This window comes from Planktothrix serta PCC 8927, from assembly GCF_900010725.2.
GTDB lineage: Bacteria > Cyanobacteriota > Cyanobacteriia > Cyanobacteriales > Microcoleaceae > Planktothrix > Planktothrix serta.
This window is the reverse complement of sequence record NZ_LR734869.1, coordinates 375,194-388,494: the sequence shown is the minus strand read 5'-3', so window position 1 is coordinate 388,494 and position 13,301 is coordinate 375,194. Positions and strand designations below refer to the sequence as shown.

The following is a 13,301-nucleotide window of genomic DNA, read 5'->3' as shown; positions in this document are numbered from 1 at the left end:
AAGCAGGAGTTTTAAATTTTGATTGAATACGTTGACGATTCCTCATTTTTTTAATTCAAAATTAATAAACTGATCAAAATTTATTGAATTGTTTTTTACATCTATCTTAAGTTAGAAATCGATCTCGATTATGAGGTTCTTCAAAGTCAATAATTGGCCCATTAGGAACAATGCGAGTGGGATTAACTTGGGTTTGACTTTTATAATAATGACGTTTAATATGATCTAAATTGCAAGTTTCTTTTACCCCCGGATATTGATAAATATCTTTGAGATAATTCCACAAATTCGGATAATCAATAATTCGCCGGAGGTTACATTTAAAATGACCGTGATAAACAGCATCAAATCGTAACAACGTTGTAAACAGACAAATATCCGCTTCTGTTAATTGATTTCCACATAAATAACGCTGGGTTTTAAGAACCGTCTCCCAATGATCTAACTGCTGAAAGAGTTCTGTCACAGCTTCCTCATAAGCCAATTGAGAGGATGCAAAACCCGACCGATAAACGCCATTATTAATCGGTTCGTAAATCGCATCAATTGTATGATCAATTTTTGGCTTTAAAGACTCAGGACAATAGTTAATTTCTGATTCAGCATAGTCTTGAAATTCATGATCAAACATCCGAATAATCTCACGGGACTCATTATTAACAATAGTTTGTTTTTGTTTATCCCATAAAATCGGAACTGTTACTCGCCCAGTATATTGAGCATTGGCTTTTAAGTAAACTTCGCGCAAATATTTTGCCCCATTCACTTGATCTGGAATACAACCGGAATTATCCGAAAATTCCCATCCATTATCCCCCATTTCAGGATCAACAATTGATAAACCAATAGCGTTATTTAACCCCTTAATACTTCTCATGATCAAGGTACGATGCGCCCAAGGACAAGCCAAACAGACATAAAGATGATAACGATTTAATTCGGGTCTAAATTCACTAGATTTATCCGCTTTAATCCAATTTCTAAATCGAGTTGGCATTCGATTAAATCGACCTTGTTGATCTCGTTCTGTCCATTCCGTTGTCCATTGTCCATCCACTAACATTCCTAACGGCATAATTTTCTCCTGGAGTCGAATTTTCAGAATCAATTTTATAGCGATGATTGAAGTAGCACCGGATGTGATTGCCCCTTTTATTCTACAATTATACTAAAGTTTAACTCTAAATTCCTATTTATGGATATTTTAATTGTTGAGGATGAACCCGAAATTGCTCGTTTAATTCAGCACACCTTAGAAGCGGAAGGATTTTCTTGTCAGATTTCTAATAATGGGTTAGCAGCGTTACAAAAATTTCAAGAACTACAACCCGATTTAATTATTTTAGACTTAATGATACCGGGGTTAGATGGATTAGAAGTTTGTGCTAGAATTCGCCAAAAACCCGGACAAAAAGATCCCTATATTTTAATGTTAACCGCCAAAGGCGAAGAATTAGATCGAATTATTGGCTTATCAACAGGCGCGGATGATTATTTTGTTAAACCCTTTAGTCCTAGGGAATTAGTCGCCAGAGTTAGAGCACTATTAAGACGCAGTTTTCGCCAAGGAGGTCAACAAAATCAAACTTATCAAACCCCCCATTTTTTAGTAGATTTAGACCAAAGAATAGCCAGCCGTCAGTTAGAATCAGGTGACACAGAACCCCTAGATTTAACAACTTTAGAATTTAATTTATTATCAACTTTTATTAGTTATCCGGGTCGGGTGTGGACTCGTACCCAACTGATTGATAAACTGTGGGGAGATGACTTTTTTGGGGATGAACGAGTTGTGGATACCCATGTGGCCAGACTGCGGAAAAAAATTGAACCTGATCCTTCCCATCCTAGCTTTATCAAAACGGTGACGGGGGTAGGATATAAATTTGAAGACGCCGACTCAGACCAAATTTTGCTAAAATAGATCAATATTCCCCCTTAAGAGGGAGTAATTTTAGACGGAATTGAGCCATTGTCATTAATAGGATTAATAAGTTAACTATGACTACATCAAAACCGCTTACAGGCATTGAATTAATTGACTGTGCTAAAGCTAATGCTAAACAAGGCATTGCTAATGCGACTCAACTATCAGGTTATGGCAATGATGTGGATAAATTTATGGAAGAATTACAAGCCGCCTGTCATAAAATAGGTGTGAATATTGATTCTTTATCGGATTTAATTACAGAACAGCAACAACTGAAACAAATACCAGGGTTAGAAATTGCTCCTGATTCAGAATCGAGTTTATAATTCGTTTTAAGATGGGCAAAGCCCATCCTACTTTAATTGATTGTAAGCTGCATAAACAGCTTTAACATTATACCAATTTAGAAATATTCTGGCAATTTCTAACGCTAACTGAGGTTTTCCTTGATCAATTAAACCTTGTAAAAATCCAGCCATTGTTTTTTCGTTCAAACGTCCTCCCAAGGATAGTAAACCCCATAAAATTTGATGTAATATGGTCATCTGAATCATCATTTTAACTTCAAAACAGGGATGTTTTTGATAAAATAAAACTCCCATTCTTCCCCGTTGAATTTCTCGATCTATTAATTTAGGTAATTGTTCTAAACTAAAAGCTGGATGCCAATGATAACCGACAGCATCAGGACATTTAATTAATTTTAAGCCTAATTTCTTTAACCTAACTCCTAATTCTAAATCTTCCCAGCCATATTGTTGAAATTGATGATCAAATAATCCGGCTTCAATTAACCAATGACGAGCGATCGCAACATTCCCTGTCGCAAAATAAGCCGCCGAGAAATCCGTTATTTTATAAGGTTCAGAAGTCGGATTTTCAAAATTACAAGTATTAATCACCCGACCATAGGTAAAAACTTTCTCTGAGGTTTTGTATCCTTCAGCCAAAGCATCCCCGTGACATTGTAAAAACGTTTCTGTCACCACTAAATCACTATCAATAAAAATAATAATTTCTCCCTGCGCTTGTTCAACTCCTAAATTTCTAGCCGCAGCAGGGCCTTGATGAGATTGACAAAATACCCGAACATGGGGAAATCCTAACCGATTTTCCTCTAACCAAATTAACGTTCCATCCGTTGAACCATCATCAACTAAAACCACTTCATAATTAGTAATAGGATGATGATATTGTTGTTTTTCTAAAGCTTTTAAACACTTTTGTAAAATCGATAAACGATTATAAGTCGGAATGACAACAGTTAAAAACACGGTAATTTTAAAACAGAATTCAGATCCCTTTTATTTTAAACGGTTGTAGCGGTAGGTTCTCTCAGGAATTTTGTCACCCCCAAACAACTGGGGTAAACCTGTCCCAACCGTATCCGATGGTAACAGACACCGGATATAGCAGTCCCGCCTGGGGTGTTAGGACATAGACTGAGAAATCTTTTCCTACCTGTTCCCTGTTCCCTGTTCCCTGTTCCCTGCTATATTTGCCAAAATCTACATAAACCCTGACATCCTAGCAACCTAAAAGGGGGGATAATGTAACATTTGGTTACTTCAGGAGAAAACATTAATCATGGGTCGCGCTGAAAAAGTTGTGCTTGCTTATTCTGGTGGGGTGGATACTTCCGTTTGTATCCCCTACTTAAAAAATGAATTTGGCGTCAAAGAAGTGATCACCCTCGCCGTAGACTTAGGACAGGGCGATGAACTAGGGCCAGTCAAACAAAAAGCCTTAGACTCTGGTGCTGTCGAGTCCCTGGTTATTGATGTGCAGGAAAGTTTCGTTAAAGATTACGCTTTCCCGGCCATTCAAGCCAATGCGTTGTATGAAAACCGTTATCCCTTAGCAACAGCCTTAGCTCGGCCGTTAATTGCCAAAACCTTAGTGGAAGTCGCCGAAAAATACGGTGCTGATGCTATTGCTCATGGTTGTACCGGAAAAGGGAACGACCAAGTGCGGTTTGATGTCTCCATTGGTGCATTAAACCCGAAAATAAAAATTCTGGCTCCGGCGCGGGAATGGGGAATGAGTCGGGAAGAAACCATTGCTTATGGAGAAAAATTTGGCATTGCTTCCCCGGTGAAAAAATCCTCTCCCTACAGTTTAGATAAAAATTTGTTAGGGATTGCTATTGAAGCAGGGCCATTAGAAGATCCTTGGACAGAACCCTTGGAAGAAGTTTATGCGATGACGAAACCCATTGCTGAAACTCCCAATGAACCAGAATATATTGAAATCGGGTTTGACACCGGAGTTCCCATCAGTTTAAACGGGGAAACTATGAACGGGGTTCAATTAATTGGAAAATTAAATGAAATTGCCGGAAATCATGGTGTTGGGCGTCTTGACATGATTGAAAACCGTTTAGTAGGGATTAAATCACGCGAAATTTACGAATCTCCGGCGATGATTGTGTTAATTAATGCCCACCGAGATTTAGAAAGTTTAACGTTAACGGCCGATGTGACTCGTTATAAACGCGGCATTGAAGAAACCTATAGCCAGTTAGTTTATAATGGCTTGTGGTACAGTCCTTTAAAAGCAGCCTTGGATGCTTTTATAGAACAAACTCAAGAACGGGTTTCTGGTGTTGTGCGAGTCAAATTGTTTAAGGGAAATGCCACAATTGTTGGACGGAAATCTAGCAATTCTCTCTACAGTCACGACTTAGCAACCTACGGTTCTGAGGATGTATTTGATCACAAAGCGGCGGAAGGATTTATCTATGTTTGGGGTTTACCGACTCGCGTTTGGTCGGAAAAAATGAGAGGTTAAATTAACGGGCATGGTGGGCTATTGCTCACCCTCCCCTCCAATCAAAATGACTCAAATATAAAATATCCCGTTTGATAAAATTGAGGGAGATCCTAAACAAAATCTGGTGAATTTACGTCAATAGATTATATTGAAAAAGAAGGTAATTATGGACATTAGCACAGGTAATTCTATCAATTCTCAAGTTTTGCGATTGTTCATTAATGCTGATATTGTTGCTAAAGACAAAAACGGCAACCCGGTCTTACTGGTTGATATTAAAACCAGCACAAAAGATGCCCAAATCCATACCAAAATTACAGATTTATTAGCACAAGCTCATGGTAATATTCCATTTGGGATGTTAGCTGATATAGAAAAAATTAGTATTTTTAAATGGGGAACTGAGCATTGGCTGGAGCCTATTTGTGTATTGACTACAGCCGATACTTTAAGCCCTTATGAACCCGAATTTAGAAAAAAAAGGATATTTTACGACTATTTTGTAAGTCTCATGGAAGCTTGGTTAAGCGATTTAGCTTATCAATGGCAATCTTCTCATCCCCCATTTTTAGAAGAAATCAAAAAAATCGGTTTGCTAGAGAAACTGGATCATGGAATAAACGAGCAAGGAGTTGATGTAGTAGAGGTCAAGCTTTCATGATTCTCTATGTTGAAACTAACTTGATTATGGCAATTGCTAAAGGTCAGGACAAAGAAGCCGAAGAAATGCTAAAACATCCTCCGATGGGAGTTAATTTAATCATGCCTAGTTTATGTTATATGGAAGCGATTATTGCTTTAGAAAATGAGCGCAAACAACGAACTATATTTCTGAATCATCTTGATATACAGATTAACGAAGAAAGCCGAAATTTTGGACAAGATCCTAGTCTATTATTAACAAAATTACGGGAAGCTAAATTGTCTTATGAGAAATCGTTAAATGATTTTCATCAATGTTTTGTTGATGGAATTAATTTAGTTTGCAATTGCCATCAATTAAATTTGATTGAACTTAGAAAAGATAGTATTGTTAAAACGTTTAATCAGCCAATCTTTAAAAAAGATAAACAGCTTCGTGATAATTTAATTTTACAATGTATTATTGATCATTCCCAACAATATCCCAGTCTTCAAAAAGCATTGTTAACAAATAATTCTAAAGAGTTTGGCAAGCCAGATATCAAAGAAATTTTACAGGAGGCTGGTATTAATAAATATTTTCCTAAGACAGCAGATTTTCTAGGTTGGTTCAGAAGTCAAAATAGTTCTTAATGCTCCCGTTGTGCGATCGCATGAGTTACAGGAGGTAGAGACCTTCCATGGAAGGTCTCTACCTCCTCATTAAGTTGTTTATCAAGTTCAAAACAACATTGATATCTCATATAAAAATTAGACGGATCATAAAAACGAGAAAATATTGCCTGAACATCCCACTGCATCTTGTGTCTAGGGATAAGAAACTTTGAGAGTGAAATAGCGCTGACCCTACAAGTCTCTACAGGGGGAGGAAGTCAGAAGTGTTCTATTGTTTTCACAGAATTGAGATTAGCTTAAAATAGAAGTCAGAAAAATGATGAACAAAATCCGGTGAATTTACGTCTATGGATCATATTGTCCTCTTGCTAATTTTTATCCAAATTTTTAACGGGGAGTGGGTAACGGATGATAGCAAATCAAGGGAATTCATACAGAGGGGTTGAATTATGGGTTTAGGGTTGTTTTCGTCTGATTCTTTTCTTTATCTCCTAACAGGAACAGCAACGGTGGCTGCAATAGTTGTCAGTCAATCGACAATTGTAATGGCAAAAACGGCGCAACAGGTAGCGGAAATTGCTGCACCAATTACGGTACAAATTAATAGTCAGTTAGGGGATGGTTCGGGGGTCATTATTGCTAAAAATGGCAAAACTTATACGGTTTTGACGGTAAATCATGTTGTTGAAGATCCCAATGTTCAATATAGTGTGCGGACGTATGATAGTACAAATCATCCCAGTTTGAAGGTTATTCGCTTACAAAATGATGATCAAGAACCGGATTTAGCGATTGTTCAATTTGAGAGTTCTCAACAGTATCCGGTTGCGACATTAGGTAATTCTGAACAGGCGGTGATTGGTGTTCAAATTTATGTTTATGGATATCCCGCAACGGGGGGATTAACAGGTGTTGAACGGGAACCAGAATTATCCCCTGGATTAGTCACCAGTCGCCCGAAAAATCGTCCAGAAGGCTATAATTTACGCTATCAAGCGGTGACTTGGAGTGGCATGAGTGGGGGGCCGGTTTTCGATTCTGAAGGCCGTGTAGTGGGGTTACATGGACAGGGAGAATTTGGTTTTGCTCAAACCAGTTCCGGTGATGTGGCTCCGATTAAAACCGGATTTAATGCGGCAATTCCGATTAATTTATTTATGGGAGAATTATTAGAAACGGGATTAAAATCATCGGATTTAGTGATTGATGAAAAACCGCCAGAAGCGAATCCTGTATCTTTAGATCATCCTCAAAGTTATCAAGCGTTTTATTTTCAAGGATTAACGTTATTAGATCAAGGGGAAACTTGGGATGCGATTGATGCTTTTAATCAAGCGATTGAATTAAATCCTAATAATCCTGAAGCTTTTTTTAATCGGGGGATTGCTCGAACCCTTTTGGCGGCTCAAATTATTGAACCGACTCGCGCTCCCAATCCAATTGAAGATTACACCGAAGCAATTCGTTTAAATCCGGGTTTTGCTGATGCTTATTATAATCGAGCCTTAGCTTATTTGGAATTAAAGGATAAAATTAAAGCGATCGCCGATTTCCAAAAAGCAGCCGAACTCTATGAAAAATTAGGCCGAAAAACGTCCTATCAAGATGCGTTAGATCGTCTTAAAGAGTTACAATAAATTCTAGGCTGGTGCGTGCGCTGCGCTTACGCACCCTACGAGGTTTGAATGTTAACTCCTCGGTTGTTCATCGCGGCTTCAAATAAGGGAGTTGATAATACTTGTTCAACGGGCCAAACACCGGGTTTTTGGAGTTCACCGTTTAAGCACAATTCTGCAATTGTTCCGGTTCCTATTCCGGCAATTGTAGCAGTATTTTCATGAACAATTGTAGAACAAAAATCAACGGTTTTCCCCTGTTTAATTCCGGTGACACAAGACCGAACAGCGACCCCAATTCCACTCCCAATATCCGTAACATTGGTCATGCGATAACTGACGTGAGATAGAAACTCAATCACGGCTGGATTTTGTAACCAACTCGCAGGCCACCAATGGGCGACACTCCAGGTAAGATAATTATAAAAATCGGGAACAGTGCCAAATTTTGTAATTACAGTTTTAACCGGAAAAGAGTCTACTAAGGTGAAACATTCTGGCATATCAAACCAATAAACTCCTGTTTTTCCGTAGGGGGGAGGAAATTCAATGGTTTCTCGTTCACTATAGGGTTTAATAATTTTCCATTGTCCGTTTATCCACACTTCAAACGGACGTTGTAATCCTAAAAAGGTGGTTCGCATTACGGTTATTCCCGCACCGCCAGACCCCCCAACGACATAACTTAAATGGATCTTTTCAACCTGATCAAATTGTTCAACGCCTTGACGCACCATACTATTAGAAATACCCGGAAAAATACCTGTATTAATAATAGCAGTAACTCCAGCCTTTTTAGCGGCTTCAGAATGCTCTAAAATCCGACTGGTAAATCCACGATTATCACTAACATCAATATAATTAACGTTCTGTCGAATACAGGCTTGTAACACCTCGGTATCTCGATAATGGAAGGGCCCTGCACAGTGGATGACTAAATCGGAATTTGCGATCGCTATTTCTAATTTCTGTTGATCTTCTAACTCTAATTCTAAGACCTGAAACCGAGGATTTAGGGCAAGATTTCCCTTAAGTTTCCGTCCGGTAATTGTAATATCAGCAGAGGTATATTGAGCCAAATCTTCAGCAACACTGTTGCCAATTCGTCCTCGACCTCCTAAAATTAAAACTTGCTTGTTCATGGGGTTTAAGCTCCTTTTAATTCATTTCAATTAATGTAATTTTTGGGGTTACTCCAAATATTGAAAAACAGCATTAGCTGTTAATAAATTTGTCGCAAACAAAACCTGTTGCAAATCACACAGACGAGATAAAGCTTCAAAGGATGGCGGATTAGATTCAATTGTCACCGCATCGCGTAAATAAAAAATTGCTTTCACTTGATCTAACAGAATTTGGGAACCGATGGCCGTTTCACCTAAAATCAAACATTGGGGTTCGATGACTTGACTGATGGTTAAATCTGTTGTTGCTTCCAAGAATGTTTTTAATTTTTCAGTCGTTACAATCGAAAAGTTTTTAATGATATGAAGATGATCCTTAACTAAATTCAGCAAATCAGAAAACAAATTATAATCGGCTAATAATACAATCATTTCTGTTGAGCTTTTTTTATTTTTTTGACGTAAATCATTAACAAGATTACGAGTCACCAGACTGATTAATTTAACGGCTAAATAGGGTTGTTTTAATTTTAATTTTTCAATATCATCAAAGGTCATAATTGCAATGGCTCCATTACTTGCAGCAACAAAATCGGCTCGACGACCGACTTGGATAAATGCCATTTCCCCTAAAATATCTCCTTTAGTTCGACTACTATTTTCCATCTGATCATCAATAATGCTGACTTCCCCAGATAGAATAATCCCAAAGGAAGAATCCTGACCTGTTTGGGGCATAATCACTTGTAAATCAAAAAACTTATGAATCGAAAAATACTCACTAATTAGTTCGACTTCTTCTGTATAAAATTCTCTAAAAATATCTAACTTTAATAATAATTCCGTTTTCTGATCCATTACAGATGCTCCACCTTTTTACCTAAAATAAAAATTGACAACTTTATTCTAAATACGCAAGAAGCAATAGTTAATATTTCTTTTGCCTTTTGCCTTTTGCCTTTTGCCTCTTGCCTCTTGCCTTTTGCCTTTTGCCCCTTCCCTCTTGCCTTTTACCTTTTGTCTTTAAGAGTCTTCCCAATTTACAATAAAAAAGAAACAAGTTCTTTATTCTAATCTATTGTTGTCACTCCAGAAAATGAGTTTTTCCCAATTTCAATCTTTTCAACCCATTGCTGCCATTGCTACCACATCCGGGGCTCTACAACGGCTACAACCCCTGTGTCAACGTTTAGATGCAACGCTGTGGATACCCAACACACTCCACCCCTTACCCGGAACACAAGTCTATTCAGGTTCTTTAGCAGAACACCTGGCTACCCTCTGGTCAAGCCACCGGGCTTTAATTTTTGGTTTAGCATCCGGGGCTGTAGTGCGATTAATTGCTCCTTTATTACAACATAAATCCAGTGATCCTGCGGTTGTAGTCGTGGATCAAACCGGAAAATTTGTGATCAGTTTATGTGGTGGACATCAAGGAGGCGCCGATCAACTGACTCGCTTGGTCGCCCACCAATTAACTGCTACTGCCATTATTACAGGTGCGGCGAACGCTTTAGGATTACCTGCGGTGGATTTGTTGGGGGTTCCCTTCGGTTGGCGACGGGGGCCAGGAGACTGGACGGAAGTGAGTGCAGCCATCGCTAGAGGAGAACGGGTTAACGTGCTTCAGGAGGCGGGTTCAGCCTTATGGCAACATAGTTTACCCCCCGGTCATCCCTTTGATTTTGTCCCGAATACAGAGGCGAAATTCCGCATCTCCATCAGTTATCAACCTCAACTTAATCCGGCGATCTCCGATACTGCTCAAGTTCAGTGGTTCCCGAGGGTGTTATGGCTGGGAATTGGCTGTGAACGCAATACCCCTAAAGCGTTAATTGAAAAGGCAATTGAGCAGGTTTTACAACAGTATAATTTAGCAGAAGCCGCGATCGCCGGAATTGCTACCCTAGATATTAAAGGAGATGAACCGGGGTTAGTGGAATTGTGCCAAGCCCAGCATTGGCCGTTACGCACCTTTCCCTCCGAAGTTCTGCGACAGATAGAGGTTCCTAACCCGTCAGAAGTGGTAGCCGCAGAAGTGGGAACCCCTAGCGTAGCGGAAGCCGCTGCTTTACAAGCCGCCGGGGTTCAAACCTTGCTGGTTTCTAAGCAAATTTATCGAGATGATTTACCAACCTCTCAAATTTCCAACCGAATTGGACAGGCGGTAACGGTGGCGATTTCCCAAGCTGAACGGGAATATACTGGACGCACGGGACAGTTATTGTTAGTCGGAACTGGCCCCGGTGAACTGGATCAAATCACCCCAGCGGCTCAAACGGCTATTGTTCAGGCGGATGTAGTGATCGGATATTCCTTGTATTTGGAGTTAATTGCACCGTTATTGCATCCGGGTCAGATTGTTGAATCCTATCCGATTACCCAAGAACGTCAACGGGCAGAACGGGCGATTGATTTGGCCCAGTGGGGGTTAACGGTGGCGGTGGTGTCGTCGGGAGACTGTGGCATTTATGGCATGGCTGGGTTAGTGTTTGAACAGTTGCGGACAAGGGGATGGGATGGCAAAACCCCGGCGGTGCAGGTGTTTCCGGGAATTAGTGCCTTACAGTCGGCCGCGAGTCGGGTAGGGGCGCCGTTAATGCACGATTTTTGTGCAATTAGTTTGAGTGATTTATTAACACCATTGGAGGTGATTGAAAAACGATTAATTGCGGCTGCCCAAGCGGATTTTGTTTGCATTTTATATAATCCGCGATCGCGTACCCGCACCGAGCAATTACACACCGCTAAACGGATTTTTTTAGAGGCTCGTTCTGGGAATACGGCCGTGGCAATTGTTCGATCTGCCTATCGACCCGATGAGGAAATTACCTTAACGACTTTAGAACATTTTAATCCTGATACTGTAGATATGTTAACAACGGTATTAATCGGAAATCAAAGCACCGGAATTTATGAAAATTGGATGATTACACCCAGAGGATATTTAGGAATTCCCTAGATTTGATCTTCCTAAAGTTTCCTTTTGAATAGGTATCGGGTGTCGGGTGTCGGGAAATGAAACCTGACACCTGCTTAGAAACAAAACTCTTTTCCTGCGGTGTTCCCTGTTCCCTGTTCCCTGTTCCCTCCTATATCAATAAAACCGATGTTAGATCTAACAAAATTATCCCAACAAATGCAAGGGATGAGTCAACATATTAATCGAGAAGCGGAAGCGTCTCGAAAACGGATTGAAATTGCTTTAAATTTGATGGAGGAAGCAAAATTAAACTCTGAGAATTTAAGGCAAAAATATGAAGAATTTAAACAGAGGATGATCTTTAAGCCTGCGACTCCGTTAGAACCTTTAAATCATTATCCCTATATTATTGAACCTCCTTTAGCTCATACGGTATTTGCAACCGATGGTTCTCAAATTGCGCCCAGTGCCCATGAAATTGCCTATTGTTATTTAATTAATGTGGGGCGAGTGATTTTACATTACGGTCAAAGTCGTCACCCAGTTTTAGATAGTGTTCCTGAGATTTATTATCGTCCTGAAGATTTATATTTATCCCGTCAATGGGGAATTAAAACGGAAGAATGGATGGGCTATCGTCGGGCTGTTTCTGAAGCAATTATTTTAGCAGAATCGGGAACTCAATTATTAGAAATTTCTCCCAATCAAGCTTTAACTGTTCCGACTTTAGCCTTGGTTGATGGTTCATTAGTCTATTGGTTTTTAGAACAATTACCCTCAGAAGCACGAGATTTAATTTTACAACCAATTTTACAATCTTGGGAACAGCTACGGTTAGCAAAAATTCCCTTAATTGGTTATGTAAGTGCATCTCGAAGTAGTGAAAGTTTATCTTTTTTACGCTTACAAGCTTGTACTTTTGATCAACCCAATTGTTTAAAATATTGTCCGGGTACGGGTGGAATAAGTTCAACGGGAACGGAGAAAAAAGCCTCCTGTCAAGTGTGTGATCCCTTACGGGATACGGTATTATGGGAAACTCAATTAAAACCCGGTCAACGCAGTCCGTTTTGGCGGTCTAATTCGTCAATTTTGGATTTATATGATCAGCGTCATCAAATCTATTTTTGTTATGTCAATATGGGTATGGAAATTGCCCGTTTAGAAGTTCCGGCTTGGGTGGTGGAAGATTCTGAACAGTTAGAGTTAGCATTAGGAATGGTAATTGCTCAAGTGCAAAAGGGATATGGGTATCCGGTGGTATTAGCAGAAGCGCATAATCAAGCTGTTGTTAAAGGAGGCGATCGCACTCGATTTTTTACGATGTTAGAACAAGAAATGATTAAAGCCGGATTAAGAAATGTGGGAATTTCTTATAAGGAAGCGAGGAAACGGGGAAGTATTGCATAAAATTAGGAATTAGGAATTATGCCCCTTGAATTAATTATTTTATTAGCATCATTGTTGGTTGCTTGGTTGGTTTTTACTTGGGCGGTTCAGGTGTTAAAAGCGAGTATTAGTACGGCCGTTGCGATCGCAGCTATTGTATTAATATTACAGCTTGTGTTTGGAATTGGGCCCCAGGAGTTATTAGACCATTTGATCCAGTTACCGCAAACGTTATGGAATTTAATTTTAAACTCTCGTTCTTCAGGAGGAAATTAGAAAGCCCTGAAGGG

General features: G+C 39.4%; 13 protein-coding genes. 9 read left to right on the top strand and 4 right to left on the bottom strand.

All coding sequences use genetic code 11. The annotated features are described in order from the left end of the window. Positions 1-106 precede the first annotated feature (106 nt). Positions 107-1,075, bottom strand: a complete 969-nt coding sequence (locus PL8927_RS12645; RefSeq protein WP_083621913.1) for a glutathione S-transferase family protein — start codon at positions 1,073-1,075, stop codon at positions 107-109. A gap of 120 nt (positions 1,076-1,195) precedes the next feature. On the opposite strand from PL8927_RS12645, the gene PL8927_RS12640 reads away from it, so the two are divergent. Continuing rightward, entirely contained in the window at positions 1,196-1,924 is a 729-nt protein-coding gene (locus tag PL8927_RS12640) for a response regulator transcription factor (RefSeq protein ID WP_083621909.1), read from the top strand. Between the two features lie 77 nt (positions 1,925-2,001). After that, positions 2,002-2,256 carry a hypothetical protein gene (locus PL8927_RS12635; RefSeq protein ID WP_083621906.1) on the top strand — a complete coding sequence of 85 codons (255 nt, stop codon included), beginning with the start codon at positions 2,002-2,004 and terminating at the stop codon, positions 2,254-2,256. Positions 2,257-2,283: 27 nt separating this feature from the next. Here the strand turns inward: PL8927_RS12635 and PL8927_RS12630 are convergent, their stop codons facing one another. Then, positions 2,284-3,204: a glycosyltransferase family 2 protein gene (locus tag PL8927_RS12630; protein WP_083621903.1), complete on the bottom strand. Its 921-nt coding sequence runs from the start codon at positions 3,202-3,204 to the stop codon at positions 2,284-2,286. Positions 3,205-3,517: 313 nt separating this feature from the next. On the opposite strand from PL8927_RS12630, the gene PL8927_RS12625 reads away from it, so the two are divergent. The 4 genes from PL8927_RS12625 (at position 3,518) to PL8927_RS12610 (ending at position 7,596) form a co-directional block, all read left to right on the top strand. Beyond that, positions 3,518-4,720 (top strand): argininosuccinate synthase, encoded by a 1,203-nt coding sequence (locus PL8927_RS12625; RefSeq protein WP_083621901.1) that lies wholly within the window; start codon positions 3,518-3,520, stop codon positions 4,718-4,720. A 148-nt stretch (positions 4,721-4,868) separates the two neighbouring features. Beyond that, positions 4,869-5,363 carry a hypothetical protein gene (locus PL8927_RS12620; protein WP_083621899.1) on the top strand — a complete coding sequence of 165 codons (495 nt, stop codon included), beginning with the start codon at positions 4,869-4,871 and terminating at the stop codon, positions 5,361-5,363. Continuing rightward, the gene (locus tag PL8927_RS12615) at positions 5,360-5,977 is read left to right on the top strand and encodes a PIN domain-containing protein (RefSeq protein ID WP_083621897.1); all 618 of its coding nucleotides are present in this window, start codon (positions 5,360-5,362) and stop codon (positions 5,975-5,977) included. Before PL8927_RS12620 ends, PL8927_RS12615 begins: the two co-directional genes overlap by 4 nt. Positions 5,978-6,408: 431 nt before the next feature. Then, a complete protein-coding gene (locus tag PL8927_RS12610; RefSeq protein ID WP_083621895.1) occupies positions 6,409-7,596 on the top strand; it encodes a tetratricopeptide repeat-containing S1 family peptidase in 1,188 nt (395 codons plus the stop codon). Between the two features lie 35 nt (positions 7,597-7,631). On the opposite strand, the gene PL8927_RS12605 is transcribed toward PL8927_RS12610, so the two are convergent. Next, on the bottom strand, positions 7,632-8,717 hold the full coding sequence (locus PL8927_RS12605) for a saccharopine dehydrogenase family protein (protein WP_083621893.1): 1,086 nt from the start codon (positions 8,715-8,717) through the stop codon (positions 7,632-7,634). Between the two features lie 48 nt (positions 8,718-8,765). Continuing rightward, positions 8,766-9,557: a hypothetical protein gene (locus PL8927_RS12600; RefSeq protein WP_083621890.1), complete on the bottom strand. Its 792-nt coding sequence runs from the start codon at positions 9,555-9,557 to the stop codon at positions 8,766-8,768. 238 nt (positions 9,558-9,795) lie between these two features. On the opposite strand from PL8927_RS12600, the gene cobJ reads away from it, so the two are divergent. From cobJ to PL8927_RS12585, 3 genes are all read left to right on the top strand, one after another. Further along, the gene (gene cobJ, locus PL8927_RS12595) at positions 9,796-11,661 is read left to right on the top strand and encodes a precorrin-3B C(17)-methyltransferase (RefSeq protein ID WP_083621885.1); all 1,866 of its coding nucleotides are present in this window, start codon (positions 9,796-9,798) and stop codon (positions 11,659-11,661) included. A gap of 147 nt (positions 11,662-11,808) precedes the next feature. Then, complete coding sequence (locus PL8927_RS12590) at positions 11,809-13,032, top strand: DNA double-strand break repair nuclease NurA (protein WP_083621883.1); 1,224 nt, start codon at positions 11,809-11,811, stop codon at positions 13,030-13,032. Positions 13,033-13,050: 18 nt separating this feature from the next. Continuing rightward, the gene (locus PL8927_RS12585) at positions 13,051-13,287 is read left to right on the top strand and encodes a hypothetical protein (RefSeq protein WP_083621881.1); all 237 of its coding nucleotides are present in this window, start codon (positions 13,051-13,053) and stop codon (positions 13,285-13,287) included. Positions 13,288-13,301 lie beyond the last annotated feature (14 nt).

Excerpts from the sequence above, each read along its gene's own strand:
- PL8927_RS12585 (WP_083621881.1), top strand. The coding sequence starts at position 13,051 with ATGCCCCTTGAATTAATTATTTTATTAGCATCATTGTTGGTTGCTTGG.
- PL8927_RS12600 (WP_083621890.1), bottom strand. The coding sequence starts at position 9,557 with ATGGATCAGAAAACGGAATTATTATTAAAGTTAGATATTTTTAGAGAA.
- cobJ (WP_083621885.1), top strand. The coding sequence starts at position 9,796 with ATGAGTTTTTCCCAATTTCAATCTTTTCAACCCATTGCTGCCATTGCT.
- PL8927_RS12640 (WP_083621909.1), top strand. The coding sequence starts at position 1,196 with ATGGATATTTTAATTGTTGAGGATGAACCCGAAATTGCTCGTTTAATT.
- PL8927_RS12605 (WP_083621893.1), bottom strand. The coding sequence starts at position 8,717 with ATGAACAAGCAAGTTTTAATTTTAGGAGGTCGAGGACGAATTGGCAAC.
- PL8927_RS12645 (WP_083621913.1), bottom strand. The coding sequence starts at position 1,075 with ATGCCGTTAGGAATGTTAGTGGATGGACAATGGACAACGGAATGGACA.
- PL8927_RS12620 (WP_083621899.1), top strand. The coding sequence starts at position 4,869 with ATGGACATTAGCACAGGTAATTCTATCAATTCTCAAGTTTTGCGATTG.
- PL8927_RS12615 (WP_083621897.1), top strand. The coding sequence starts at position 5,360 with ATGATTCTCTATGTTGAAACTAACTTGATTATGGCAATTGCTAAAGGT.
- PL8927_RS12610 (WP_083621895.1), top strand. The coding sequence starts at position 6,409 with ATGGGTTTAGGGTTGTTTTCGTCTGATTCTTTTCTTTATCTCCTAACA.
- PL8927_RS12635 (WP_083621906.1), top strand. The coding sequence starts at position 2,002 with ATGACTACATCAAAACCGCTTACAGGCATTGAATTAATTGACTGTGCT.
- PL8927_RS12625 (WP_083621901.1), top strand. The coding sequence starts at position 3,518 with ATGGGTCGCGCTGAAAAAGTTGTGCTTGCTTATTCTGGTGGGGTGGAT.
- PL8927_RS12590 (WP_083621883.1), top strand. The coding sequence starts at position 11,809 with ATGTTAGATCTAACAAAATTATCCCAACAAATGCAAGGGATGAGTCAA.